General features: G+C 62.8%; 29 protein-coding genes. 7 read left to right on the forward strand and 22 right to left on the reverse strand.

The genetic code is table 11. The features are described 5' to 3' along the window. On the reverse strand, nt 1–969 hold the full coding sequence (locus K7W42_RS12880; RefSeq protein ID WP_224575140.1) for an SIR2 family protein: 969 nt from the start codon (nt 967–969) through the stop codon (nt 1–3). A 102-nt stretch (nt 970–1,071) separates the two neighbouring features. Continuing rightward, complete coding sequence (locus K7W42_RS12885; RefSeq protein WP_224575141.1) at nt 1,072–1,443, reverse strand: HU family DNA-binding protein; 372 nt, start codon at nt 1,441–1,443, stop codon at nt 1,072–1,074. A gap of 174 nt (nt 1,444–1,617) precedes the next feature. Between K7W42_RS12885 and K7W42_RS12890 the strand changes: the two genes are divergently transcribed. From K7W42_RS12890 to K7W42_RS12905, 4 genes are all read left to right on the forward strand, one after another. Further along, entirely contained in the window at nt 1,618–2,859 is a 1,242-nt protein-coding gene (locus K7W42_RS12890; protein WP_224575142.1) for a chymotrypsin family serine protease, read from the forward strand. 38 nt (nt 2,860–2,897) lie between these two features. Further along, the gene (locus K7W42_RS12895; protein ID WP_224575143.1) at nt 2,898–3,344 is read left to right on the forward strand and encodes a hypothetical protein; all 447 of its coding nucleotides are present in this window, start codon (nt 2,898–2,900) and stop codon (nt 3,342–3,344) included. Between the two features lie 33 nt (nt 3,345–3,377). Beyond that, nucleotides 3,378–4,040 (forward strand): hypothetical protein, encoded by a 663-nt coding sequence (locus tag K7W42_RS12900; RefSeq protein WP_224575144.1) that lies wholly within the window; start codon nt 3,378–3,380, stop codon nt 4,038–4,040. 75 nt (nt 4,041–4,115) lie between these two features. Next, complete coding sequence (locus tag K7W42_RS12905; protein ID WP_224575146.1) at nt 4,116–5,291, forward strand: nitrilase-related carbon-nitrogen hydrolase; 1,176 nt, start codon at nt 4,116–4,118, stop codon at nt 5,289–5,291. 49 nt (nt 5,292–5,340) lie between these two features. Here K7W42_RS12905 and K7W42_RS12910 read toward each other — a convergent pair whose 3' ends face one another. The 6 genes from K7W42_RS12910 to K7W42_RS12935 form a co-directional block, all read right to left on the reverse strand. Further along, on the reverse strand, nt 5,341–8,112 hold the full coding sequence (locus tag K7W42_RS12910; RefSeq protein WP_224575148.1) for a hypothetical protein: 2,772 nt from the start codon (nt 8,110–8,112) through the stop codon (nt 5,341–5,343). Then, on the reverse strand, nt 8,109–9,038 hold the full coding sequence (locus K7W42_RS12915) for an SIR2 family protein (protein WP_224575243.1): 930 nt from the start codon (nt 9,036–9,038) through the stop codon (nt 8,109–8,111). The genes K7W42_RS12910 and K7W42_RS12915 overlap by 4 nt, the downstream gene beginning before the upstream one ends. Before the next feature lie 179 nt (nt 9,039–9,217). After that, on the reverse strand, nt 9,218–9,460 hold the full coding sequence (locus K7W42_RS12920) for a hypothetical protein (protein WP_224575150.1): 243 nt from the start codon (nt 9,458–9,460) through the stop codon (nt 9,218–9,220). 154 nt (nt 9,461–9,614) lie between these two features. Next, nucleotides 9,615–11,177, reverse strand: a complete 1,563-nt coding sequence (locus K7W42_RS12925) for a hypothetical protein (protein WP_224575152.1) — start codon at nt 11,175–11,177, stop codon at nt 9,615–9,617. Nucleotides 11,178–11,251: 74 nt separating this feature from the next. Continuing rightward, a complete protein-coding gene (locus K7W42_RS12930; protein WP_224575154.1) occupies nt 11,252–13,204 on the reverse strand; it encodes an AAA family ATPase in 1,953 nt (650 codons plus the stop codon). 59 nt (nt 13,205–13,263) lie between these two features. After that, nucleotides 13,264–13,524 carry a hypothetical protein gene (locus K7W42_RS12935; RefSeq protein WP_224575156.1) on the reverse strand — a complete coding sequence of 87 codons (261 nt, stop codon included), beginning with the start codon at nt 13,522–13,524 and terminating at the stop codon, nt 13,264–13,266. Between the two features lie 109 nt (nt 13,525–13,633). On the opposite strand from K7W42_RS12935, the gene K7W42_RS12940 reads away from it, so the two are divergent. Genes K7W42_RS12940 through K7W42_RS12950 form a run of 3 tightly spaced genes read left to right on the forward strand, consistent with a single transcriptional unit; the run spans nt 13,634 to nt 14,904 of the window. Beyond that, nucleotides 13,634–14,242 carry a hypothetical protein gene (locus K7W42_RS12940; protein ID WP_224575158.1) on the forward strand — a complete coding sequence of 203 codons (609 nt, stop codon included), beginning with the start codon at nt 13,634–13,636 and terminating at the stop codon, nt 14,240–14,242. A gap of 22 nt (nt 14,243–14,264) precedes the next feature. Beyond that, nucleotides 14,265–14,588: a hypothetical protein gene (locus tag K7W42_RS12945; protein WP_224575160.1), complete on the forward strand. Its 324-nt coding sequence runs from the start codon at nt 14,265–14,267 to the stop codon at nt 14,586–14,588. Then, nucleotides 14,581–14,904 (forward strand): hypothetical protein, encoded by a 324-nt coding sequence (locus K7W42_RS12950; protein WP_224575162.1) that lies wholly within the window; start codon nt 14,581–14,583, stop codon nt 14,902–14,904. The genes K7W42_RS12945 and K7W42_RS12950 overlap by 8 nt, the downstream gene beginning before the upstream one ends. A gap of 51 nt (nt 14,905–14,955) precedes the next feature. On the opposite strand, the gene K7W42_RS12955 is transcribed toward K7W42_RS12950, so the two are convergent. The 14 genes from K7W42_RS12955 to K7W42_RS13020 form a co-directional block, all read right to left on the reverse strand. After that, nucleotides 14,956–15,543, reverse strand: a complete 588-nt coding sequence (locus tag K7W42_RS12955) for a hypothetical protein (RefSeq protein WP_224575164.1) — start codon at nt 15,541–15,543, stop codon at nt 14,956–14,958. Continuing rightward, entirely contained in the window at nt 15,509–15,841 is a 333-nt protein-coding gene (locus K7W42_RS12960) for a hypothetical protein (protein ID WP_224575165.1), read from the reverse strand. The genes K7W42_RS12955 and K7W42_RS12960 overlap by 35 nt, the downstream gene beginning before the upstream one ends. 60 nt (nt 15,842–15,901) lie before the next feature. Continuing rightward, nucleotides 15,902–16,282: an HU family DNA-binding protein gene (locus tag K7W42_RS12965; protein ID WP_224575167.1), complete on the reverse strand. Its 381-nt coding sequence runs from the start codon at nt 16,280–16,282 to the stop codon at nt 15,902–15,904. Then, nucleotides 16,279–16,533: a hypothetical protein gene (locus K7W42_RS12970; protein WP_224575168.1), complete on the reverse strand. Its 255-nt coding sequence runs from the start codon at nt 16,531–16,533 to the stop codon at nt 16,279–16,281. The genes K7W42_RS12965 and K7W42_RS12970 overlap by 4 nt, the downstream gene beginning before the upstream one ends. A gap of 1 nt (nt 16,534) precedes the next feature. Next, complete coding sequence (locus tag K7W42_RS12975; protein WP_224575170.1) at nt 16,535–17,002, reverse strand: hypothetical protein; 468 nt, start codon at nt 17,000–17,002, stop codon at nt 16,535–16,537. A gap of 412 nt (nt 17,003–17,414) precedes the next feature. Beyond that, nucleotides 17,415–18,023, reverse strand: coding sequence for a hypothetical protein (locus K7W42_RS12980; RefSeq protein ID WP_224575171.1), 609 nt, complete (start codon nt 18,021–18,023; stop codon nt 17,415–17,417). A 157-nt stretch (nt 18,024–18,180) separates the two neighbouring features. Next, nucleotides 18,181–19,104: a hypothetical protein gene (locus tag K7W42_RS12985; RefSeq protein WP_224575173.1), complete on the reverse strand. Its 924-nt coding sequence runs from the start codon at nt 19,102–19,104 to the stop codon at nt 18,181–18,183. Beyond that, the gene (locus K7W42_RS12990; protein ID WP_224575174.1) at nt 19,101–19,436 is read right to left on the reverse strand and encodes a hypothetical protein; all 336 of its coding nucleotides are present in this window, start codon (nt 19,434–19,436) and stop codon (nt 19,101–19,103) included. The genes K7W42_RS12985 and K7W42_RS12990 overlap by 4 nt, the downstream gene beginning before the upstream one ends. Before the next feature lie 3 nt (nt 19,437–19,439). Next, on the reverse strand, nt 19,440–20,483 hold the full coding sequence (locus K7W42_RS12995) for an acyltransferase family protein (RefSeq protein WP_224575177.1): 1,044 nt from the start codon (nt 20,481–20,483) through the stop codon (nt 19,440–19,442). Nucleotides 20,484–20,525: 42 nt separating this feature from the next. Then, on the reverse strand, nt 20,526–20,810 hold the full coding sequence (locus K7W42_RS13000) for a hypothetical protein (protein ID WP_224575180.1): 285 nt from the start codon (nt 20,808–20,810) through the stop codon (nt 20,526–20,528). Further along, the gene (locus K7W42_RS13005; protein WP_224575182.1) at nt 20,807–21,358 is read right to left on the reverse strand and encodes a hypothetical protein; all 552 of its coding nucleotides are present in this window, start codon (nt 21,356–21,358) and stop codon (nt 20,807–20,809) included. Before K7W42_RS13005 ends, K7W42_RS13000 begins: the two co-directional genes overlap by 4 nt. A 406-nt stretch (nt 21,359–21,764) precedes the next feature. Beyond that, nucleotides 21,765–22,046, reverse strand: a complete 282-nt coding sequence (locus K7W42_RS13010; protein WP_224575184.1) for a hypothetical protein — start codon at nt 22,044–22,046, stop codon at nt 21,765–21,767. After that, a complete protein-coding gene (locus K7W42_RS13015; protein WP_224575187.1) occupies nt 22,043–22,894 on the reverse strand; it encodes a PRTRC system ThiF family protein in 852 nt (283 codons plus the stop codon). Before K7W42_RS13015 ends, K7W42_RS13010 begins: the two co-directional genes overlap by 4 nt. Further along, entirely contained in the window at nt 22,891–23,634 is a 744-nt protein-coding gene (locus tag K7W42_RS13020) for a hypothetical protein (RefSeq protein WP_224575189.1), read from the reverse strand. Before K7W42_RS13020 ends, K7W42_RS13015 begins: the two co-directional genes overlap by 4 nt. Nucleotides 23,635–23,680 lie beyond the last annotated feature (46 nt).

Below are 23,680 nucleotides of genomic sequence, written 5' to 3' on the forward strand. Positions count from 1 at the left end.
CTATTGCTCTGACCTCGTTAATGGTGGTTCACCTCCCTGCTCGTTGATGCTTTGTACACCCTTATCGGCGTTAGCAAGTGCGGAAATCATACTCTTCAGCTGTTTAAAACTATTCCCAGGATCAAACCAGATGGGGACCACACCCATTTTTTGAAAATCATCCTCCGCATTATTCAAAGCTTCAAAATCTAATATGGCCTTTGTACCTTCATATATACACGGTAGATTCATAAATGCAAAGAGGTGCTGCTGCTCCAGAGCAGGAGCCATTGTGTTAGTTCTCTGTGTTTGAACTAGTGCTTCGAGGATTTTAGGAAACGGGTCATCTCTACTGAAGCCTAAACCAATAAAAATTATCGTCTCATGAGCAAAAATGTCACGAAGAAAGTGCTCTAAATTGGTATCTTCATTATAATATCTTTCATATTCGGAAGAAGCAAGGGCAATATCTAACTGATCGGCCCTCTGCCCCTCGTCTATATAACCATGAATATGATAGATTCTATGCTTCTTTGGAGTCGCCCGATCTATATAGTCGCCATAGGCGTGTCTAGAAAGCGAAATCTCAAAACCCTGACCGGAAAAGCGTTCCATCAGGGCGCGGCCATAGTTTGTCGTTACGATGCTCTGAACTTTTAGACGCCCTATTTCTTCCATGACACGCTGGTTTATTGATTCCCACTGTTGATACTCTTTCAAGATGGCCTGTCTGTATTTCTTTATATCGACTGTGGCTCGTTCCGCGCGCGCTTGCTGAGATTCAGCCTTATCAATCGTTAGAGGTAGGCCGCAGAACTCAAGAATTGCGTCGATAAATTTTCCCCATCCCGCATGAACTCCCACTTCAACCCCAGAACCGATGAAAAGAAAGGGTCGGGTTGGTTGGGCATACTGTTTGTGCAAGGCCTCAATTCGCTTCGGTGAGACCTCGAAAATCTCGCTGATGGTTTGATACTGGCGACCAGTCACAACCGTATGGTAAAACATTGTTCATCCCACCAAAGGCGAGAACGCAGGAATATCAAGGCCCCCAAGCCTCTGTAAAGGCCTGGGAATCGGCACTCTTTGCCTTTACAACGTTCCCTTCAACGTGGTCGCCGCCTTGAAGGCGACCTTCTTGCCCGCCGGAATCTGAATCCGCTCGCCCGTACGCGGCTTGACCCCGGTGCGCGCGGCCGTCGCCTTCACATTCAGGGTGCCCAAACCGGCCAGGCCCACGCTCCGCCCCGCCTTGACCGCTTCGACGATCCCGTCCAGGGCCGCCACCACGGCCGCCTCGCTCTGCAGCTTCGTCAGGCCCGTGCGCTCGGCCACCAGCGCCACGAGCTGGGTCTTGCCGATCTTCTGGCCCTCGGTGGCCGGGGCATCGGTCGTGGCCGCGCTCTTCGGAGTAGCGGCCTTGGGGGCTTTCGGGGCAACCGTCTTCGCCGACTTTTTCGTCATAGCCCGCAGTGTGTGCGTGTGACAAGCGAATTGCAAGGGTCGGGGCCGACAGATCTCCAGGTCTGAGAGGGGCGCCAACCCTGGGGACTTGACCAGGCGCACCAGCGCCCCCTGAAGGTAGGGCGTGCCGGTCATGGCATGCCCGCCCACCTCTGGGCGCCTCTTGGAGACCCTATGAAATTTTTGCCCCTCGCCGCCCTGCTCCTCCTGAGTTCCTCATCGGCCAGCGCCGCTTTCGAGCAGCGCCTCCTGGCCAGTCCCGAAGTCCAGCTCGCCCAGAAGCTGGGCGTCAACTCGGTGACCTACGCCGGCGGCGTGCTGACCGCCAGTGTGACCCAGCAGCTGAGTGCCCAGCGCGCCGCGCCCCTCACCGTGCAGCAGGTGCAGGCCGCCCTGAAAGCCCAGGGCCTCAGCCCCCAGCTGGCCAGCCGCGTCACCGCCCTGAACACGGTCACCGTGGCGTACAGCGCGCCGCAAGTGGCCAGGTACGCGGGCGCCGTCGAGGATGTCCTGGACGGCCAGACCTGGCCCCACACCATCAGCGCCGACTTCCAGCGCGGCCAAGTCGCGGTCAGTCTCGATGTCAAACATCACGAGGCCTTCAAGAAGCTCCTGGGCAGCCGCGTACCGGCCGCCGCCCTGCGACTCGGCGGCGCGCCGCAGCTGCGCACCCTCTCGGACAACGGCTCCCCCAGCACCAATCAGTACATCCAGGAGCGCGTCCGGCCCTGGGGCGGCGGCGCCCGCATCAACTCCGGCGGCCTGGAATGTTCTGCCGGTTGGTTCGGCGTGAAAAACGGGGAAACCTACCTCGTCACGGCCGCCCACTGCGTCAACCCCAGCCGCACCACCAGCTTTTATCAGTATCTGGCGGGCGACGGTGACCTGATCGGCGCCACCACGAACGTCCACCGCAGTGGCACCGACGCCATTGCCATCCGGCTGACCACCACCAACTACAGCCCTGAGGCCCTGGTGGCGGACGACTGGTCCGGCCGCATCATCAGCCGCGAGAGTCAGAAAGGCGGCGCGCCCGCGCCGAACATGGCGCAGAAGATCAAGCTCAGCGGCGCGACCAGCTACCGGCGCGAGTGGACGTGGTTCGTCGACTTCAACCGCATCGCCGTGCAAAAACAGCGCATTCAAACGGACAGCGGCTTCGTGGTGGACGCGTACACGTCCTGCATTGTGGCCAGCTATGACCAGGCCAAAAACCCACGCAAGCTCAACGGCGCGCCGCAGGGTGGGGACAGTGGCGGGGTGCTGCTGAATGAAGCCAGCCAGGTCATGGGCACGATGACGGCCATCGGCCCCTTCGATCCCACGCGCCCAGCGCGGGACTGGGAAATGGCGTACTGCTTTACCAACTGGGACGACGCCACCCGGCAGACCGGCGTGACCCCCATTAGCAAGTAACGACCGCTCGCGTTTCTGGTCCACCTTCTGGGAGGTGTATGACGACTCGAATTCACCTGCTGACCACGGTATTGAGGGTCCTCAAGGAAGGGCTGGGGCAAGCCGCCCTGTTTGTGCTGATCGTCCTGGCCCTGGTCGGACTCATGGCCCTGGCCTGGGACGGGTCAGCGCCGCTGCGCCCCGTGATGGACCGCATGATCGCGGCGAAAGGGGTGGGCCTGCAGGTCCTGCTCCTCGTCTGTCTTCTGAGGAGCGCCGCGCAGCTCCTGATGCAGTTCTGGTTCAGGTCGGGGGCCGCCTGGCTGAGAAACACGTCCTTTCTGGCCACCGCGCTGTGGCTGGCCTTCGCCACCATTCCGGACCTCAACGTCCTGCTGCTCGGCGGCGCGGCCTTGATCCTGAGCCTGTACCTGGTCGAAGCGGCACAGCTGGTCTGGCACCACTGGCGCCAGGCCGCCACCCCACACACGAGTAAGCCCACCTGAATCTTTCCCGCCTTCCCTTTTCTTGGAGACCTAATGAAACGACTTGCTGCGCTGACCCTCACGACCCTGCTGCTCGCCGCCTGCCAACAGGCCACGCCCCCCCGCACCGCCACCCCTGCTTCCCCCACCCAGATCGCCGCCCAACTGGCGGAGTATCAAGAGAAGTCAGACGCCCTCGTGCACGGTGTGGAGTTGGCCTTTACGCCCGGCGTCACGTCGCAGGCCCTGAACGCCACGGCCCTGAGTGACGTCAACCGCAGCAAGCTGGAGCAGCTGCGCCAACAGGCCGTCGCCCGCTTCCCTGAACTGCTGACCCAGCCCGCCTGGCTGGCCGAGAGCTCCCAGCTGGTCGGCGTGCAGGAAGCCCAGAGTGTCACCAGCAACCTGGACGGCCTGTTTGTCATTGCCACGGTGGCCACCGATGATCCCCAGAAAACCGCCTGGGTGGCCACCATCACGGTGGACATGACCAAAGGCACCCTCGTGAGGGCCACGCTGAACGACGAGCTGACCGGCGGCTATGTGCCCCCGGCCATGAAGCACATCGGCCCGGACGGCAAAGTGCCGATGATTCGGCGCTCGTACGATGTGTCTCAGCCGGACATCACGGTGGCGCCGGTGGCGGCCATGTCGGTGCCGCGTGAACCGCAGTCGGCAGTGTTCGTCTATGACGGCGCAGGTGTCCTGCAGCGCTGAGTGGAGGCGCGTCACCGCGGTGGGTGCCCTGGGGGTGCTCAGCGCGGCCTCTCGACCTGGCCGGGGGCGCTCGCGGTGACCGGGCTGCTGGCGCCGCTGATGGTCTGGGCCTACAGCGGCACGCTGGCCCTGCTGCCTCCTGGACTTCGGAGCGTCCTGCTGGTGGTCGCCCTGCCGGTGGGGCTGCACCTGCTCTGCGCGCTGCCGCTCGCCTGGCTGGCCCGGCGCAGCGCTTCGCCCCTCACCTGGGCCGGCGTGGTGGCGGCCGCCGACCTGCTGCTGGCCAGTCCTCTGCTGGGCGTGTACGCTGACCCCAGTACGCCGTCTGTGTTCCTGCTCGCGCCGATGTGGCTGGCCGGGCCGGCGACCGGCACCCTGCTGGTCCTGCTGGCTGGAGGCCTACTGGGCAGGTTGACGGCCCTCCTGCCGCTGGCGGTGCTGGCCCTGGCCTGTCTCTGGTCCCCCGCGTCCCCGGGCGCCCCAATCACTCTGGCGGCCGGACAAGGGGGCAACACCGGTATCAGGGCCATCAACGAGGTGCCGCAGGGCCAGGCAGAAGCCGAAGAGGGGCAGTGGAAGCTGAGACTTCAAGGTGTCCAAGCGGATCTGATCGTGCTGCCCGAAGATGCCAGTGCGGTGCGCCACACGGGGCCAGCTTTCCGCAGACCCTTTGCGCCGAACGTGCTGTATGGGGCAGTGGAGTATGACGCCCTGGCGGCGTACAACAGCGTGTTTGCGGGTGGAGAGCGGCTGTACCGCAAGCGCCGCCTGGTGCCCACGACGGAAACGCCCTGGCTCACCCCGGGTCGGCAGGCCCTGGCGCCGGTGGACGTGGCGGGCATGCGCGTGGGCATCCTGACGTGTGTGGAGGCTCTCTTTGCGCTGGATGCGGCGCAGCTCGCGCGGCAAGGCGCCCAGGTGCTGGTGGTGCCGGCGTCGAACAAGCACCCGAAGACGGCCCAGCTCCAGCTGGCGGCCGCGCGGGCCGCAGCGGTGAGTGCTGGGCTGCCCCTGGTGCTGGCGTCTGAAGCAGGCCAGAGCGCCATTGTCACGAAGGAGGGGAGAACAGTAGCTCGAGGTAACTGGGCACAAGCGCAAGTCGTGTCAGGGGAAGTATTGCAAGGTCATCCAAGTTGGTACTCCTGGTTAGCACCTTTTTGGCTAATCTTGCCATGGGGGTTCGTAGTAAAGCTTGCGGCAGGATGGGCGCTCAGGCAAATTCATTTCAACCATATCAGTACCCTAGCGTAGCGTCATAACATCTGCGTTAACTTGAATTGCGCCGCTTCAACACTAAAATCTATCTGTGATACTGCTGAAATCCCAGCGTATAACCTTGCTCCATCACACCTTCAACGATTCCATTAATCGATTCTACAAGTTCAGGATTTTCAATATGCCGAGTTTGCTCCAATAACTGCAAAATGAGATGGGCTTGACGCCTATCTATACTCGTAGAATCAACAATCTGCTTAGTATATTTTAGAACCAGTTGGGTACTGTCACCCACAATTCTCTTAAATTCGGCCAACACCTTCGACACTGTCTTAGGAAGCACTTCTGAACTTTCTAGCAGTATGGACAGTTGACTAAATTTCCAGTCCAATTCAAGAAGCGGATTAGAAAAAAGTAACCCAAACTCATCTCTAACACTTGTCTTACGCTCTTTTAAATTAAATCTGTTGTCTGCACCACTTAATATCTCCCACCAACTTTGAAGTCGATTCGCGTATATTCTGGTCTCACCGCTAGTATTACGAAGACTCTGATTCAGAAAGGTTAAAGTTTCAACCACGGCAATATCATCGGCATAATTTAGGAACGCTTCTATAATTCTATCATCCTCAAAAAGATTTAGATCATTCCTAATATAATGCATCGCCACATGTTGACCGAAAGCGCGCTGAACCTCTTTATCAGTACTCCAAAGGGCAGAGCCGGTGCTTGGCAAGTCTTGAACAGCATATTCGGCATAAAATGAACGTGTTACGGCAAAAAACTGACTGTAAAAACGATTCCACATTAGATGAGCCGTCCACACTGGCCTCGATATCTGTGGATGACGACGGTCAAATAGGATCTCAACCAGCTTTTTCCCCAATACAGGATCAATAAACATTATCCAAGGAAGGTTTCTGACTGGAGCAGTATATACCGCTGCACTTTTCTCGACCCCCGAAGATAAATGATCAAAGATAATCTGCTTTGATTCCACTAGCAATTGATTAGCAGCAAGGTCACCATGTTCAGATGAATAATCATATGCCCACCCCATAAACTTGAGCAAGGCGTGCATAATTTTCCCACGAGCTACATTAAGAGATTGAGAAAATCTATCACTCTCAACCTTCCATTGCTCCGAATCCTCATCAAGAGGAGGATCTGGGTCCTTGAGGCCTTCCCTTAACACATCCAAAAGCTGTGGCGCATCGACTAGATTTGAACGAGTGAGCTCATCTTTTAAGATACGCTCAGTAATAAGATCTGCTAAGCCCCCAACACAATCAGACCATTCATGATCTCCCAATGGATTCGTCTGAGACTTATGGTTAGAGAAGTGGAGAAGTTCAATGACAAGGCGTACGCCTGGAAGCGGCGAATTCTCTTCAGCACGCATGGTGTAAATAATTGTTGACAAATACTCAGGTGGAATAGATTTTAGAAAATCAAGCGACGTAAAATAAATATCCGGGCGCTGAACGACATCGCGCCGAAGAACATCTCTAAGGCCGGCAATCCGATGGTGCGGTTCATCAAAGTGTTCATCTCCAGTGCTTGGAGGATCCTCACTGAGGAGCTTCGCTATCTCAGTGAGACTCAGTGTAGCTAGATCCTGAGGTGTCAGAATGCTGCTGGTGCCGTCTTGGACGTAGAAATTCGGACCATAGCTTTCTTGTTCACCATATTGCTCAGACAACTGTCGCCATTGCTTTTGTAAATCATCTGGAATATATGGGTTTATTGTTTGAAGTCTCTTCCAGAGGTTTCTTCTTAGATGTTGACTCAGGCCCTGCGGATAGTTTTTTTCATAGTAAGCACTGTTTAGAAGTGAGAACTCTTCACGTGCCCATTGCCAGATAATCTGCCTATCCTCATCTGATAGAAACAGAAAATGAGCACGGACAGCATCTTGGTACTCATCGTAGCGATAAAACGCATAGCGGTCCATTAAAGTTAAACGAACGAACCTTGGTTTAGGGTTGCTTATCTTCGAAAGGAGAACAAGGCGTAGACGAGTGAAAATCTCATAAGGATAGCGCCGCAATTGATCCCAAGTGATCTCAAAAGACTCAACATCATTCATTGAGTCAAAGCTTTTAATTATTAACGAGCTAAGTTGTGATACGGCAGATTCATTACTTTCAAACTGCTGGTGCAGAAGATGACGCGATCCTGTACTCAATCCGTAAGGTCGCCTCTCTTGAATCGCACTATAAGCAGCCAGAATATCAATAAGCAGAGGGATATACCAATTGCGATTACGCAAAATCTCCTCATGCTGATCCAGGAAATACTCCATTCTCCAATCGTCTGCGTTTACTACATAGTAGTTGCCCTCTTGTGTCTTATACTGGTGAGGCATGAGCAGAAGGCGAAGCAAGAACCAGTCCAGGCCTTCAAATTCAGATTCTTTAAGGGCGCGAACAGTTAACTGCTCCAGAGGATAATTGATATCTGCCCACACCGGATCGGTCACCCAGCCCTCTACTTCGGCTAGAAGAGAGCGTAAGTATACGGCTGGCATTTCTATCAAAAGGTTTAGAAATTCGATTCGAGATTGCGGAACTATCATCCGACAGTCACGCAGAATATCACTGACTAGGGCTGCTTCACCAGGGAGAAATTGTCGTAAAAACGCCAATCTATATGGACGCTCATTGAGTACGTCATCTGCAAAAAACTGATTCTGAATTAAGGGTAAAAGCCAATCCCCACGCTGTAGGCTATGAAATAGATATTTATCAACCGTATCGTTCTGAGTAAGAGCAACGATTTCCTGAAAATCCGAGGGAGGGGATTGACTGATTAGGAGATCAAGACGTTTTACGGATTCGAATACAGTTAATGTCATGGCTTCTCCGGGCTTGTCTCTCGAATTCCTTTATTCTGAACTTTTAAAGATTCTGCCCATGTTTCCAATAAATCACTGAGTCCTCTAAAATTATCCCCCCGCTGAAACCATACAGGGATAATGCCCAATCTCTCTAACTCTTCCTCTTTTTCTTCAATGTAATCGAAATCAAGGATACGCTTCTTTAGCTTATCGTGCTTTTCAAGCTCTATAGGCATGAGGGCATATCTTATAGGTGAATCGCCAGAGGCATCTAAAGACCTCTCCTGAGCGATATATTTCTTTAATACGTCAACAACATGCTTATCACTAAATGAAACCCCTATGAATACCATTGCATATTGACCAATTGCAGTCTTAAGAAAGTCTGGGATTACGTCAGAATCTAAATAATATTTTGCATATTCATCTTGCGCTAAAACTATATCTAGGTCGGCTTCCTCAGGTTCGTCTTCAATAATTCGCCCATGAATATGGAAAATGTATCTCTGAGCTTCGGATAAGAGACGGAGATGTAGTTGGTTCGTAGTCACCGTCTCAAACCCATAATGGCGAAAGCGGCGGGAAAGAGCATCATCATAATTCGTCGTGATAATGCCTCTAAAGTTGAACCTTTCTAATGGAGTGAGGACTCGCTCATCGGTATTCTGACGCTTAGAAAAGTGCCTTCTGACAACTTTTTTGTATGCTAACCGATTACTTTGCTTCACGATCCAGGCTTTCTCCGGATCCGATAACTGACTCTGCTCTTTCGTCAACGTTATTTCCGCTTCTGAGATGAGCTCGCGTATAAGCTTGGTCCAGACTGGGTACAAGTTGGCACCAACGCCAGCACCAACAAAAAGGAGAGGTTGTCCCTGGACGAGGAGACTCTTCAGAGCCTCTTTCCGCCCTTGATAGGCATGAATGAACTGATCCAGGTTCATGGACACAATGACAGCATACCGACCTCACAATCCGGATAGCGTCCGGTCTCCCCTCACTTCTACGCTCAACCAAGACATAGGCTCTGGCAGTGCGTATTGGGACTTCTCCAAACCAACTTGTTTAGACGGACAGCGGCTAGGATTGACCAGTTAAGAGACCAAAGTCTTTAAGTCAGCGTTCAGAAGAGTTGCAGCAGCGCCTGCGCGACCATAGACGGCAACGGTGCGCCGGGTCGCGTTACGGTCAGTCGTGCGCCACCTAACTCTTCGTGGCAATCCAGATGCAAAGGGAGACGGTCGTCCCAGACCTCGTTACTGGTCATGGGCAAGAGGACGTATCCATATCCCAGGGTCGCTGTGAAGATGGGGTAATACTCGTAGCCTGAGGTGCGGGCCAAGGGTTTCTTGGGTTGCGTCGCCATCTGTCTGAGAGCTGACGCGCAGGTCGTCGGCACGAAGCGTACCGAGAGTGAGGAGCGAACCGCAGTGCAGGCAGTCAGAAGGAGCAGGCTCAGCAAAACACGCTTCACACAATCAGTATGGAATGGGTCGGTCTGGCGTAAGCCCAGATGGCTACTAATCATCACCTGTGTCAGACCGGTTGCGACGCAACCGCTCTAGAGCTTGGTCCCCCCTGAAGTCGTCGTAAAAGTAGGCCAACGGAAGGTCGTTGCGGTAGCTGTTGGTCTCCACCTCATCAAAACCGTGGAACTGAGTAGCTAGCGCCCAGATATCCACTGCGGCGGCAGTTTGGTGACGCAGGTACTCACCATAGCTCAGTTCCCCTGACGAAACTTTATCGTGAAGCCCAGCTGGCAGGCGCACACCAATAACTGGCAACTCGGCGCGCTGAAGAAATAAAAGTACTGCTTTGATATACATCCGCTGATCCGAAAGGTCCCAGCTCAGGGGGGTCACGTAATCGTAGACCGAGATGCCTGGCACGCTGGGATGACGTAACTGCCAGGCAAATTGCATCTCGTCACCCACAAGCACCACGAAGACCGCCTGAAGATCGCGCACTTGCCGAGCCAGCTCGTCCAAAATTTCGTGACCATACCAGCCCAAACTTTTCAGTGTGCTGCTATAAGTTACCGGGCCATCTCCGCGCAGCACCCACTCAGGCCGCACTCGATACTGCCGAGCAAAACGGCGGACACTGTCCTGACTTGCGTCTTCAATGGCCTGCGCGTTTTCAGCATCACTGAGCCCAGCCTGCGTCGCAAATCCACACTCGAACAGATCATGTTCGCGCCAACCAAGAGGCACGCCCGCAGTGCGTTGGATCTGTTCAATTCGGCTCGACACTGGGACGGGGACCCTGCTGCCCCGCTCTATCACTTCGGGCAAGGTAGCCAGGGCGGCTGTCAGATTGGCCGGCACATCTGCATGAAGCCCAGTACTACTCAGGATCAGGGCGGCCACCGCATTACCACCAGGCGCCTGCTCCGACACCAGCGTGACGTCTGGCCCCAGATGGGTCGCCGTAGTGGTCGGACGTAACCGTAAATAGCTGCGTCCGGCCGCCGTCGGCAGGCGAAGAGGAATGCGGCGCTCAACCGGGTTGATCCAGTCCATCTGCGCGTATCCTGACGCTTCGTAGTACAGCACGTTGCAGGTATAGCCATCAGGGTTACGCCAGTTGCCATGTGAGGTGTACAGCACCCAATACGTATCGGTCAGAGTGGCATGCCCCTCCTCACCGAGAGCAACCTGACCCAAGAACCAACCCACCACATCCAGGGTGCCGCCGCCGCGCTCGGACGACAAGGGCAGTTGCAGGTGTTGCGGGTCATGTAATTCGCGCATGGCCCGCTGCATCTGATGTTCAGCCGCCTCTGCCAGCGTGCGCTGAAAGGTTCGAGGTGCAGGAAAAAACCCATATGGCACTGTCGCCACCGCATGGGCAGCCGCGCGCAGCTGGTCATGCTGCTCCGCCGGGCTATACAGACTATGAGACCACACCATGTCCAGCGCCTCAGCCACGGCTTTGAGCTGGCCTATGATCTGCTCGTCATCTGGTTTTGACAGGAGACGGGTGACAGCTGATGGGCTGGTGCGGAGCCGCTGGGCCAATGTTTGCCGTTGAAGGCCCATGCGGTCCAGCACAGCCCTAATCAAATGGCTGAGAGTGGACATAGCCACATCCTAATAGCTATTTTCTAAATATGCAATTTTTTCGCAAAACGAAAATATATAAGAATTGGGGGTAACTATATATGCAGCCGCTCTTCCAACCCGCAGTGCCGGGGCGGCGTGGGGTGGGTGATCGCCTGATTCCAGGCCTCCAGTTCGCCCAGGAGGAGCAGCGTCTCCTTCGCCCGCGTCACCGCCGTATACGCGAGCGTCCGCGACAACATTCCCCCATGTGACCCGTGCAGCACCACCGCCACCGCGGGCCACTCACTCCCCTGCGCCCGGTGCACCGTCAGCGCATACGCCGGCATCAGGGCCGCCCGCGCTGACCCCGAAAAGGCCAGCTCGGTCTCGTCGAACTGCACCGTCAACGTGCCCCCATGCTCCTCGGACTCCCCCGTCACCACGCCCATCATCCCATTCATCACCCCAGGGCCATACAGGTTCCGCGTGCACACCACCGGGTCCCCGACCCCCGCCTGTCCGTCGGACACCTGGAAGCCGCCACTGCGCCCACTGAGTTGCCGCGCGGCCGCGTTGAGGGCCTGAGTGCCCAGGGGCCCCCGCCGGGTCGGGGCCAGCAGCTGCGCCCCCACGTCCAGCGCCAGGCGGGCCGCCGTCTGAGCGTCCTGCAATTCGGTAAACGGCAGCGGCAGCGTCTCGGGCACCAGGCGCTCGCCATCCCCGATGTCGTACGCCAGGGTCACAATCGGGCTGTCCTGGGCCTGCCGGTAGATCCGGGTCAGGTGCGTTGTCGGCACGGTGCCCAACAGGGCCTGCAGGGGCAAGCCTGGGGCAATCGGCGGCAACTGGTCCACGTCCCCCACCAGCACCACCCGCGTCCCAGCGCTCACGGCGTCCAGCACAGCCAGCAGCAGCGCCGTGTCGATCATGCTCGCCTCGTCAATCACCAGGGCGTCCAGGGGCAAGGGGTTCTTGCCGTGGAACGTGAAGCCGCGCGCGCCGGCACCCAAGAGGCGGTGCAGGGTCTGGGCTTCCCGGCCGGTCGTGTCGCTCAGCCGGGCCGCTGCTTTGCCGGTCGGCGCCGCCAACGCCAAGTGGCCACGGCTCAGCATCTGCGCCAGGGCCCTCAGGGTCGTGCTCTTGCCTGTACCGGGGCCGCCCGTCAACACCGTGACGGGGTAACGCTGAGCCAGGCTCAGGGCCCCGTACTGTTCGGTACTCAGCGGTCCCTTGGCGGGCATCATCAGCTCGCCTCGTGGCGCCGCGCGCAGGAGGCGCCGCAGGGCCCCGGCCAGATCCTGCTCTTCCCGGCAGCGCGCCGGCAGGTAGAGGTGCCCCGCATGATGGGTCAGCAGCGGCGTCGTGATGGCCCGCTGCGCTTCAGCCGCACTCAGCGCACTCGTGTCCTGCAAGCTGAACAGCACCTGCGGGGTCGGCAGGCGCATATGGCCGTGTTCCAGGGACGCGCGCTGCACGGCGTGATAGGCCAAGGCCGCGTGCCGGGCCGGGTCGTCCGGCGTCCCTCCCAGCGTGCTGTGGACCCGGTCCAGCACTGGAAACGGCAGGCCCAGCTCCAGGGCGTCGAACGGCCGACTCGACAAGCGGGCGGCCGCCCCACTCCCCCACGCCCGGATCACGGTCAGCACCTGGGGCGCCGAGAGGCCCAGCAGGTGCAGCGTGGCAAACGCTTCGCGGGTGGGGCTCTGACAGGCCTCCCGCACCGGGCGGTGCAGCCGGTCCGGCAGGTCTTCGGGCATCTCGCCCTCCGCCAGGCGGTCCAGCAGCCGCGCGCCCCCCTGACTCACCAGCATTTGGGCCAACCGGGGACCCACCCCTTTGACGGCATGCTGCAAAAAAGCGCGGGCAAGGTCGTCCGCCTTGGCCAGGACCCGCACGCCCTGCACCGCCAGGGTGCGGTCGCGCAGCACCGCGCCGGTGGCGGTGAGGTAATCGCCGGGGTGGGCTTCAGGAATCGCGCCGATCCAGGCGGCCGTGACGCCCTGGGCGTCGCGCACGAGAATGCCGTCGGCCGCGCGGTCAACCAGCAGGCCAGTGACCGCGATCATCGGAAAAGCCCCGTCATACCCAGCAGGGTCCTGGGGCGCTGGTGCGCCGCGCAAGGGGGCTAGGGCAGGTAGACCATGCCGATCACAAAGGCCGTCAGGAAAACGGTCGTGGCGCGGCCACGCAGCACCCCCGGCGAGTCGGGCAGGCGCGCGCCGAGTTCGGTCCAGACCGCCACATTCCAGACCAGGACGCCGAGCATGCTCAGGCCCACCTCCAGGCTCCAGACGGAGGCCAGGCACACCCCCAGCACCAGCCCACTCACCCCAGTGGCCGCCAAAAAGACCAGCTGCACGATGAGGGCTTCGTGAGCAGTGGTCATGCCCAGAGCGTACCACCCCCCCAACCCCCACCTTGCCCGGTCCACCAGCGCCCCCAGACCGTGAGGGGGAAGGGACAGTTCACCTCTCCCCTGCCCTTCAGGAGTGCCTGTGTCCCTGTTCACCTGGCTGGCCGGCCTGCGCCGCGCCGCCCTGACCTGTTCCGAGCCTGAACCGCTGACCCCTGAACCGGACACCTTCGTGCTGGACACGCCCGGCGCGCCCTGGTGTCCGCCCGACTGGCCCGTGCACCCCTGCGCCCTGAGCTGGGCCAACCGCACCGACGGTCTGGTGGGCGTGCACGCCGTGTCCCTCACCAGTGGTCAGACGGACGACCCTGAGCTGACGCCCTTTCACGACCACGTGCTGGACGCCGCCCAGCGCTGGCTGGACGGCCTGCCCAGCACGCACGCGCTGCTGGTGGTCCAGACCGATCTGGACGGGGTGGTCTGGTGCATCGACGTCGCCTCGCTCAATCTGCCCGCCCCGTGCCCCCACGCCGCAGTCGAGCAGCTGTGGCCCCTGGCCGCCATCTACCTGGAGCACCCCACCTTTGATCCCGTGAGTGCCGGGCCGCTCGCCACCTGGCGCACGACCCACGTGCTGGCGGTGCTGGCGCCACCGGGCGTACGGCCGCAACTGCATCTGTTCACGCCAGCCGATCTGCCTGAGGCCGTTCAGCCCCCCGGTCATGCTGCCGTCGCCGCTGCGGTCCACTGAGGGGGCGGCCCCCTGGCCTCCTGTGCTGCCCCCGGTCACCGAGGCCTGGCCAGTGCCGCGGGGGCACAAATGGCGTCCCGGCCGCTGGCGTGAAGACGAAGCCGCGTTCCGGGCCTTCTTCACCGCCGTGGTGGCCACGCACGGCCCGGACGCTCTGGCGCAGATCTGGCACGACAGCCCCCGCGCCCCGGGGGCTGGTCACACCCGCTGGTTTGCCCCACAGCTGCCCATGCATGTGACCGGCGAGCGGGAGGGGCCGTGGCACGCGTATCTGGTGCCGGCGGCCGCCGCGCTGCTGGCCCTGGACCGGGGCCTGATCATCTGCCGGGCGGCGCGGCGTGTTTGACCTGGTGCTGGTCGATCCAGCGACCGAGGCCCAGCACCGGTCGACGCTGCGGCACTTGAATGCGGCCTGGCAGGCGGCCTGTCCGGACGCCGCGGTGCTGATCGTGACGGATACGGGGCGGTGCTGCGGGCTGGGCGCGTATTCAGCGGCGGGTGCCGACGTGAATCTGGAGGCGGTGCCCTGGGTGCTGATTGAGGAAACCACCGCGTACTTTGGCCTGGGCACCTGGACGCTGGCGCGCCGAGGGGTCCGGGCAACCGGGATTCTGGCCCGGCGCAGCCGCACGCCCGAGCCTGAAGAAACTGAAGCCTCTTGAGCCAGGGTGCTGGATTGATTCCGCCAGCAGAACCGCTGGCTTCGGGCGCCCTCAGCCGGGCGACTTGGACTCGGCCACCCAGAGTTCAAAGTAGCCCTCAAATTCGGTGGTGCACCAGGAGCGGCAGCTCTGGAGAAGGGCCAAATGCCGCTCAATCAGGCTGGCCTCGATCTGAGCCAGTGGCAAGGCGTCAATGAATATGCGGTCGACGCCTCTGGTCTCAAGTTTGTCCCGCGCAGCGATCACCAGAAGGGCGTCGGCGTCCTGAACCCGGCGGTGCAGGTACTCCGGCAGCAGGTCTTCAGCCATCCCCGCTGGTTCCACCGAGACCCGGCCGCTGCGTTCAGGTTCTGTGCCGTCTGCACTGCCCAGCTGAAGGTTCTCGACGTGCAGCTGATAGCGGGCGCCGCTGTTGAGTTCCAGAAGCCACAGGTCAGGACCGAACGCGTCAAGAAAGCGGATGCAGGTCTTTTCCAGGAGCGCCAGGTAGTTGGCGACGGCCCGAATCCGCTGCGGCTTCAGCCGCAGCGACCAGAAGGAACCCCACTCGGCGGGCGGGGCGCGGTCGGGACGGCCGAACTCGGGGTGATCGAGGTCCTCGTCTTCAAACATCGGTGGGCCGCACTCGGTCACGCACATGGGAGAGCGCAAGGTAATCCGTGCCGGAAGGCGCCCCGGTCTCCCGCACGCTGTACCGCAGATCGTGATCGGTCAAGGTGGCACGTTCCCGCTCGACGAAGATGTACTCAACCGTGCCGGTACCGGCGTGACCGTTCGGCGACTGCCACTGCACCCGTTGCCCAGACCGGTAGGCGCCCAGAGCGACGGGCAGCTGCTCGGCGTAGGCCCTCTCCAGTTCAGCCCGCCGAACGCGCAGGGCCTCTTCTTGGCGGCCCACCTCACGCAGGCCCGCGCGCAGCTGCTCCAACTGATCCATATGGCCTCCAGGTGGGGTTGAGGATTGACCTCACCACAGCATGACGGGTCGGGCGGTGGGTCAGCAAGCGCAGCTGCCATCGGCATCACCCATGGTGGGTGGGCCACCTAACAGCTGCACCTGAGCCGTCAACTGCGGGGCGGCCCGGAAGCGCACCACGCTCGGCCGCGGGGTCACCGTGCGGCACCCGTTCACCCAGGTGATCGCGGGCGCCCGGGGTTCACGCCACCACACGCCCAGGGCCCGCAGCTGGATGCGCTCTCCCGTCTGCAGCGCCAGGCACAGGCGCGCCACCACCAGTTCGACCACCTTCTCAGCGGCAGCTTCACTCAGGCCAGTGGCCTGCATCACGCCCTGGACCAGCTCAGGGATGATGTCGATCACCACGTCACCAGCAGGCTCGGCCTGGACGTCTTCAGCTGCTCCAAAGTCCGTGTTCATGGTCGGTCCACCGGCGAGCCGAGCATCTGGGCGCGCAAGAGATGCAGCGACAACTGACCCAGGTCCTGATCACACGCGTCCAGGGCGTCCCGCACCGGGGGGCGATCCCCGAATTCCTGTTGGAGGGCCCGCACCAGCGTCCGCTCACTCTTCACCGAGCGGCGCAGCAGCTGCTCCAGAGTAACGAGGCGCTCGGCCAGCGTCATCGGGGTGAAGACACCCTGCAGCGCGGCGGTCTCTGAGGACGCCATCTCAGTTGAGGTGCGGCGCATACAGCGGCGCTGGCTCGACGGCGCTGTTGGCCAGTTCGAGTGCCCGGCCGAAGCTCTCGTCGGCCGGCTCACCCCGCTGAGCCAGTTGCGCGCGGAACGCAATCGCGTACAGGTTGCGGCGCAGATCCATGTCGCCGCCTGTACGCAGAAAGTCGTCTTGCAGGAGCAGGTGGGCCAGGTGGCACACGCTGACGCCGGCCGAGCCCGACCGCTCCAGATCCACCGCGTGCGCCACGATGTGGAGCGTCCGGTCCTCAGGATCAAGCTGGTAGTGGAGCTGGGCGCCCGCAATCTGCGCCAGTGGCCCGCGCAGGGCTTCGGCGGTGTCGATCAGATGCAGTGCCAGTTGAGCAATCGTCTGTTCGGGCAGCAGGGGGAAGTCTCGGCGCAGGTGAAGGCCAGTCAGCACGCGGGCAATATCGGCAGTGATGGGGGCATGCTCGTCCATACGGGGCAGTCTCCTGAAGGGACCGGCAGGGCGCAACCGCCTGTGGTCATCCAGTCATCCTGGAGGACTCAGGGCCGCGCCTTCTGTTCTTGGGCCGGGGAAAAAAGGTGTTGAAGCGGAGGAAAAAAGACCGCAAGGGTGACGGAGGGTGTTTACCCGCCGCCGCACCGTTGGGGAACGGCAGTGTCTTAGTCGTCTGGGGTGTGAAGCGGTTCGGTGGACCCAGCGTCGGTGCTGAGCCCGTCCGCCCCCTCTGCGGCACTGTGAGGTGCAGGGGCCAGTGCCGAGTCACTTGACTCACTGCAGGCGGCGCTCAACCACTGAATCAGCTCGCGGTTGCGGGCGTCATGATCGCTGGGGGACACCCGGTCAGCTTGACAGACGGGCGAAGCCAGCGCACCGGCAGGTGCCGTCACCGGACCTGACTCAGCCACATGCGCAGCGCCATCACGCGGGCCCAGGGCCCCAGCACGGCCAGCCCCTGGTCCACCTGCGCGCGCACCGCTGGGCTGAGCGCGGCCAGAGCCTCGTTCCCAGGGCGCAGCAAGACGTTGCCCAGGGTGGCCAGTTCCAGGTCCGCCCGGCGCGCTTGCAAGTGTGGCCAGACGGTGACCAAGGGCGCCGAGACGGTCAGGATCTCCTCTTGCCGGTAAGTCTGCGTGCCAGGGAGTCCGGCCATCCACCACCCCACCGAATCCAGGCCGGTGGTCCAGGCCAGTTCGGCGCCGGCCAGGGTCGCCCGGTGCTGGCCTCTCAACTCATGACTGATGACCAGCCGCAGTTCAGCCTCACTGTGGGAATCGCCCTCGTCCATGAGCTGCTGAAAGGCCTGCAGGCTGCGGAGCTGGTGTGGCTGCGCCGCACTGAAATGGCCGAAGAGGGCGGCGCCCCCCTCCAGGCGAACTTCCCCACTGGGGAGGAGCTCGCCGGCGTAGTCCTCGTTGCCCAGGAGCAGCACGACCGGCAGGGGGGGGCGCTGGGTTTCCTCGTGTGGCAACAGCAGCACGTCGACGCCGCTCATGCGCGACCTGGTCGTTGCCGAGCGGACAGAGGGAGAGGCTGGGGTTGGGATGAAGAGGAACCAGCACCGACCGCCTTGACCAACGGCTTCACTTCGCAGGCGGGACACAAGGCGAAGCGGCTGCACGCGGGCGCGCCACACAGGACGCAGCAGGCCATCATGGCAGCGTCACCGGGCCGGTGCCCTGATAGGTGAGGTTGAACGTCAGCGGGGTCGGGCTCTGAAACGGTGCGGCGCCCAATTTCAGCGGCAGGGTGAAGAGGCCCGTCGTGTAGGTGCCCGGCTCCAGCGAGACCGTGCCCCTTTTCGGCAGCTCGTTCGCTGAGGCCTGGCCGAAGTACCGAATAGCCTGATTGAAGGCGGTGGCCAGGACCACAGGTTGCCCGGTCAGGTCCGCACGGATCTCATACGAGCGGTCGGGCTGGATGGTCACGGCGGCGGCCGCCGCGAAGGGGGCCACCGACGCCGCGTCGACCTCATCAGAGGCCGTAAAGCGCGTGTCCCCGTCCGTCAGGGCCGCGCGGTACGTGCCCGACTGGGGCGGCGCCAGGGTGTAACTCCAGCCCGCGCTGACCTCACCCGCCGCGCCCAGCAGCACCAGGTCGGTGAGGAGGGGTTGCCCATCCGGCGCTGTGAAGGTCACGGCCGCCTGGGGCGCGGCGCCGCCGGACTCAGGCCGGAACCGCACGAATGCAGCGGTGCCCAGGTCGGCCTGGCCCTGAATGGCGTAGGTCCCGAGGGTAACTTCCAGGCCCGTGGTCGTCAGTTCGGTGCGGGCGTGCAGAGGCCCAGCGCTGGCGGTCAGGGTCAGGGGCTGATTCGTCGGTGTGAGGCGGGTGGCGGTGAGCGTGTCCCCCTGCACGGTGGCGAGTGCCGGTTGGCTGCTGGTCCAGGCGACGGGCACCGCCATCACCTCGCCCCACTGGTCGCGGACCACAGCCCGGAGAGACAGAGGCTGGCCAATGCGGGCACTGGTCAAGGGGGCCAGGCTCAGACTGGTCGGCACCGGAACGACCGGGGGGGTGGTGCAGGCGGTCAGCAGGGCGAGGACAGGCCACCAGCGGCAAACAGATCGGGTCATGAGGGCTCCTGGAAGGAAAGCGAGAGGGCGTCAAGGTGGGCGGCCAGGGTCAGTCGGGTCTGGGCGAGGCCGCGCAGCTGCGCGGCCCCTTCGATCAGGTGAAAGGCCACGCGGGTGTGCGCGGTGCATTGGGGCCCAGGGAGCTGGGCCAGCAACTGGTAGAGCCCTTCAGCCTGCGCGTCCAGCAGCGCGGCCTGGCGGTGGTCCTCCTCGGCCTGCCGGCGCAAGTCCGCGGCCAAGACCGCTGGGGTCACGGGGTCTGCCGGAAGTGACTCAGGGTGGACAGGATGCGGCGGGCCTTCAGTGCAGGTGCTGCGGGGCAGGGTGGTCATAGGTCAGCCTCCGGGGGCGCTGGTGCGCCGGGCAAGGGGGTGAAAGGCAGCGGGGAGACGGTCAACCACGCGGTGCACCAGGTGCGCGGCCAGCAGGCTCAGCGGCACGCCGATCAGCCCAGCGGCCGTGACCCCGAAGACCGGCCACAGCAGCCAGACGGCGGCCACGAGGACGGGGAGATGGGTGGCGTACAGCGCGAAGCTGCGCGCGCCCAACCACTGGGCCCAGGGGGCCAGCAGCACGCGCGGCCGCAGGCCCTGAACCGCCAGCAGCACGCCGGCCGCGCCCAGCCCTGAGACCCAGCGGTAGAGGTGTTCGTCGGTGGGCACCAGCAGGCGAGACAGCAACACCAGCAGGCCCAGCACGCCCACCCACAGCAGCCGGCGGCGCGGCAGCGTCAGGGGGTGCAGCGCGAGGCACACCCCCAGCACGAACAGGGGCAGGAGTTGGGCCGGCCAGAACAGCAGCAGTCCGGCCCCCAGGCTCAGGGGCAGACTCAAGGGGAGCAGGGGCCAGCCGATCCGCTGGACCAGCACCACCACGCCGGGCAGCAGCACGCTGGCGTAGAGCTCGACGGCCAGGCTCCACAGAGGCGCATTCACGCGCCCGGCCTCAAACCAGCCGCCCAGACCGAGGGTCAGCGTGCCGCGCCAGTCGGCGGCCGTCAGCGGCTCGGTCAGGGCGGGCAACAGGCCAAACGGCGCCAGGCCGTCCGGCAAGGCCTGGGCCAGTGGCCGGGCGATCAGGAGGCCCAGGGCGGCACCCAGCAGGCCGAGGGGTGCTAGGCGCCGCAGCCGGGCCAGCAGGTACGGCCAGACGGCGGGGCGGCGCTGGAGGCTCAGGGCGACCACCCAGCCGCTCAGCACGAAAAAGGTGTCGACGGCGGGGGCCCCGAGCGACCATCCGGCGGCCTGCACCGGCGTGGGCGCGGGCCCACCACTCCAGGGGAAGAAGGTCAGCGCCACGACGTGGCTGAAAACCACCGCGAGGGCGAGGAGCCCCCGGAGGCCGTCGAAGGCGGGAATCCGGGACGACAGCGTGGACATGCCGCACGGTCCTGGGGCGCTGGTGCGCCTGACAAGAGGGCGTCATACGGGCCGGCCCTGATGGTCGCGCAGCTGCAGGATATGGGCGCGGGTACTCGCGGCGCGGCGCAGCACCCGGCCGTGCAGGGGCGCGCCGGACAGGGCCCCTTCGATCCGTTCCCGGTCGGTGCGCCCTGGCGCCTGAACCGTCACCTCATGCCCGCCGGCGCGCAGGGTCACCGTCTCCCCCACCACGTCCGCTTCGAGGGCCTTGCTGCGGTACCGGCGTCCTGGGCCACTGGGCCGGGGGACCAGCGGGAGGCCAGCCCCTGGACGCAGCCGGCTCACGCGAGCACCTGCACGTCGGCGAAGTAGCTGCCGCGCAGGATGCCAGCCAGCTCGTCCCGAGTCTGGACGCGGGGGCCAGCGGTCGTCTCAACCGTGACGTTGGGGCCGTCAAAGCTGAGGGTGTAGGTCGCGCCGGGGCGCCCCGCCAGGATCAGGGTGGCCTTGATCTGGCCGCTCAGCGCCAGCAGCTGGTCACTCGTGTGGGTCCAGAGGGTGCGGGCCTCGATCCCGTGCAGGCGGCGCAGGGTCGCGCGCAGCGCCAGGTCCACGTTGTGGGTGAGGTCGTCTGGGCCTTCCAGCAGTACGTGCTCGCCCTGCACCACCCGCGTGACGAGCGCCAGGCAGGCGTCATGCACGGCGGTCTTGGCGATGAACTGCTCGCGCAGCCAGTCAAGGTGCTCGTCCCCGCGCAGCTCGGTCGGGCACAGGGTCTCGACGTCGACCTCATGCATGAAGCTGGTGTGCACCAGGGCGCTCGTCCGCGCCAGACCACCCGCGGCGCTGGGCGGCGGCGGCCCCGGTTCGGGCAGACTGACGGCCGGGGTCACAGGGGCAGCGGCAGGCGCAGGGCGAGCCACTGGCGACGGCAAGGCAGATGCGGGCGAGGCCGTCGACTGGGCGGCGGGGCCAGGCACGGGCGCAGTGCCAGCAGCGCGGGGACGGGGGGCCGAAGGCAGGCGGGGCGCAGTGGAAGGAGACATACCCAGCTGTGGGCCGGACTTCCAGGTCCGGCCACTCTGGTCAAGGTTCAGCAGGGGCCCGTGGGCGTGCGGCCGACGGGGGCTGGTCTAGACGCCGATGACTCTTTTATTCCGCTGGACTACCGGGTAGTCCAGCGGGCAAGGCAGCGTGGATACGCAGCTTCCCCCTCTGTCTCAAGAGGATCTGGGTGGCCTGGACTACCCGGTAGTCAAAGGGGCAACGACTGACGCTGTGATGCGTCTCAGTGGAAAGTCAGCGTCCAGGGTGTGGAACCCAGGGGGTCAGTTGCGCCACGACCGTCGCGCTGAATTCATCGTCACGGCCATAGACGAAGCCTGCGCCCGCCCGCAGCGCGTCACCGTTTTTGACGAACTGCCCATTCACGACCCGGAAGGTGCTGCCGTCGTCCAATTCCAGGGTGCCGTTGCCGTAATCGAGGATCTTGACTTCCAGAAGCTGCGTGCGGCCGATCAGGCGGGTGCCCGCCACACGCTGGCGCTGAATCTGGAACCGGGCGGTGCGCAGGCCGGTCACGCCGCCGCCGCTTTGCGCGGTGTGGTGCGCCGTTTGGGGGTGACTTGGGGGGCCGCGGGTGTGGGCGGCGCCTCGGCGGGAATCAGACCCACAGGCGGCGCCGCGTACTCCGGCACCATGCCGGCCTCAATGGGCTTGGGCAGGGTGTACCCGTCGTGGGCGTTGATGATCACGCCCCGGTGGCTCAGTTCGCCGTTCCGGAGCAGTCGCCACAGCAGTCCAGCCGCCTTCACCGCCACTTCCCGGTTCACCATCAGGTCCTGGCGGGTCAGGGCTTCTAAGGCGCTGCAACTCGGCGCGTCCAGGTCGTCGTGGGCCAGCTGCTCGGCGTACTCCACCAGGGGACTGGGCAGATGTGGCGCTTTGCTCTTCGGTTCACTCAGCAGCACCTGACCGGTTGAGCGGGTGTTGCCGGTGTCGATCCAGTATCCCTTGCCCGCGCGCCCGAAGGCTGCGCCAATCTGGCGGCGCGCCGCGTTCTGGTCCGTGCAGGTGAACAGGACCTGCGGGGTGGCCGCGCTGTAATCACTGCGGGCCACCAACTCACCGCCCGTGAAGGCGACGGGCCGGGCGACCCACCCTGTGCCGCACGCGAAGTTCACCCGCGACACCAGGGTGACCGCCTTGTTGCGGCCGATGTCCTGGCGGTGGTAGTTCTGGCGCAGCACGTTGGTTTCGCTCACCTCATCCGGATCGTACACGGTGACCATCAGCCCCTTACCGCCCAGCGCCTGAATGCACTTGTGCAGTTCGGTGAGCAGCACCACCAGGTGAGAGCCGGTGCCGCCTGCCCCCACGACCGTGACGTGCAGCAGCGCAAAGGGATCGAATTTCAGGTGATGCTTCACCGGCGCCCGCCTTTGGTCAGGGCCGCCGCGAGCGTCTTGGTGGTCGGTTCCGGCAGCAGTTGGTCGGGCGGGAAGTGCCCCAGGTCAGCCGCTGAGCGCCACAGCTCGGCGTGGGTCCCTGTGCGCCAGGTCATGGTGTTGGCCCCGTTGAAGTGGCTCTCGAAAAAGCACCGGGTGTGGGCGTGCGGATCGGCGGGATTAAAGGTGGCGGGGAGCGTCACGCTGCCCATGCACAGCAGGCCTTCGCCGAACATGTTGAGGTACGGCGCCCGGAAGAGGGGTGTCGCCGTCGTCGGCCGGACGTTTTCCATCAGGGCGAAGACCCACAGAATGTGGCCGCGCACGATCATCAGCAGGGGCGGCTGGGGGAACGTGTGGCCGCTCATCGCATTGAGGTCGGTGTTGACCGTGCTGCGGAAGAACAGCAGTTGAGGCCCAGCCGGCACCCACCACACACTCTGGGTGGCGGTGTGCTGAAGGACGTGCTCGTGAAGCAGGGCGTCACTGTGCACGTCCAGCAGGCCGCGCAGGGTGTTCAGGTCCTCGGCCGTGCCAGGGCGGGCGGCGCCAACCTCGAATTGACCCTGACCTGTGGGCACGCAGTCGTGCTTGTACACGTGCGCCTGGCCCTGCGGGTCAGTGTAAAAGCCCAGCAGCAACTGGGGGGTGAGGCTCACGGTGAACTGCGCGAGGACATCCAGCGGGGCGGTATCAGTGGGGGTGGACGTGGAAGCAGTCATGCCGGCGTCTGGGCCGGGGGGCGCCCCGCGTCCCCCCGGCCACTCG

This window comes from Deinococcus betulae (genome assembly GCF_020166395.1).
Lineage (GTDB): Bacteria > Deinococcota > Deinococci > Deinococcales > Deinococcaceae > Deinococcus > Deinococcus betulae.

Bases quoted from the DNA above. Each gene is read 5' to 3' on its own strand.
- K7W42_RS12915 (WP_224575243.1), bottom strand. From the start codon at position 9,038: ATGAACCTGGATCAGTTCATTCATGCCTATCAAGGGCGGAAAGAGGCT.
- K7W42_RS12890 (WP_224575142.1), top strand. From the start codon at position 1,618: ATGAAATTTTTGCCCCTCGCCGCCCTGCTCCTCCTGAGTTCCTCATCG.
- K7W42_RS12970 (WP_224575168.1), bottom strand. From the start codon at position 16,533: ATGGCGTCCTCAGAGACCGCCGCGCTGCAGGGTGTCTTCACCCCGATG.
- K7W42_RS12990 (WP_224575174.1), bottom strand. From the start codon at position 19,436: ATGACCACCCTGCCCCGCAGCACCTGCACTGAAGGCCCGCCGCATCCT.
- K7W42_RS12975 (WP_224575170.1), bottom strand. From the start codon at position 17,002: ATGGACGAGCATGCCCCCATCACTGCCGATATTGCCCGCGTGCTGACT.
- K7W42_RS12980 (WP_224575171.1), bottom strand. From the start codon at position 18,023: ATGAGCGGCGTCGACGTGCTGCTGTTGCCACACGAGGAAACCCAGCGC.
- K7W42_RS12920 (WP_224575150.1), bottom strand. From the start codon at position 9,460: ATGGCGACGCAACCCAAGAAACCCTTGGCCCGCACCTCAGGCTACGAG.
- K7W42_RS12995 (WP_224575177.1), bottom strand. From the start codon at position 20,483: ATGTCCACGCTGTCGTCCCGGATTCCCGCCTTCGACGGCCTCCGGGGG.
- K7W42_RS12900 (WP_224575144.1), top strand. From the start codon at position 3,378: ATGAAACGACTTGCTGCGCTGACCCTCACGACCCTGCTGCTCGCCGCC.
- K7W42_RS13020 (WP_224575189.1), bottom strand. From the start codon at position 23,634: ATGACTGCTTCCACGTCCACCCCCACTGATACCGCCCCGCTGGATGTC.
- K7W42_RS12955 (WP_224575164.1), bottom strand. From the start codon at position 15,543: ATGTGCGTGACCGAGTGCGGCCCACCGATGTTTGAAGACGAGGACCTC.
- K7W42_RS12965 (WP_224575167.1), bottom strand. From the start codon at position 16,282: ATGAACACGGACTTTGGAGCAGCTGAAGACGTCCAGGCCGAGCCTGCT.
- K7W42_RS12960 (WP_224575165.1), bottom strand. From the start codon at position 15,841: ATGGATCAGTTGGAGCAGCTGCGCGCGGGCCTGCGTGAGGTGGGCCGC.
- K7W42_RS12930 (WP_224575154.1), bottom strand. From the start codon at position 13,204: ATGATCGCGGTCACTGGCCTGCTGGTTGACCGCGCGGCCGACGGCATT.
- K7W42_RS12895 (WP_224575143.1), top strand. From the start codon at position 2,898: ATGACGACTCGAATTCACCTGCTGACCACGGTATTGAGGGTCCTCAAG.
- K7W42_RS12985 (WP_224575173.1), bottom strand. From the start codon at position 19,104: ATGACCCGATCTGTTTGCCGCTGGTGGCCTGTCCTCGCCCTGCTGACC.
- K7W42_RS12910 (WP_224575148.1), bottom strand. From the start codon at position 8,112: ATGACATTAACTGTATTCGAATCCGTAAAACGTCTTGATCTCCTAATC.
- K7W42_RS12885 (WP_224575141.1), bottom strand. From the start codon at position 1,443: ATGACGAAAAAGTCGGCGAAGACGGTTGCCCCGAAAGCCCCCAAGGCC.
- K7W42_RS12925 (WP_224575152.1), bottom strand. From the start codon at position 11,177: ATGTCCACTCTCAGCCATTTGATTAGGGCTGTGCTGGACCGCATGGGC.
- K7W42_RS12935 (WP_224575156.1), bottom strand. From the start codon at position 13,524: ATGACCACTGCTCACGAAGCCCTCATCGTGCAGCTGGTCTTTTTGGCG.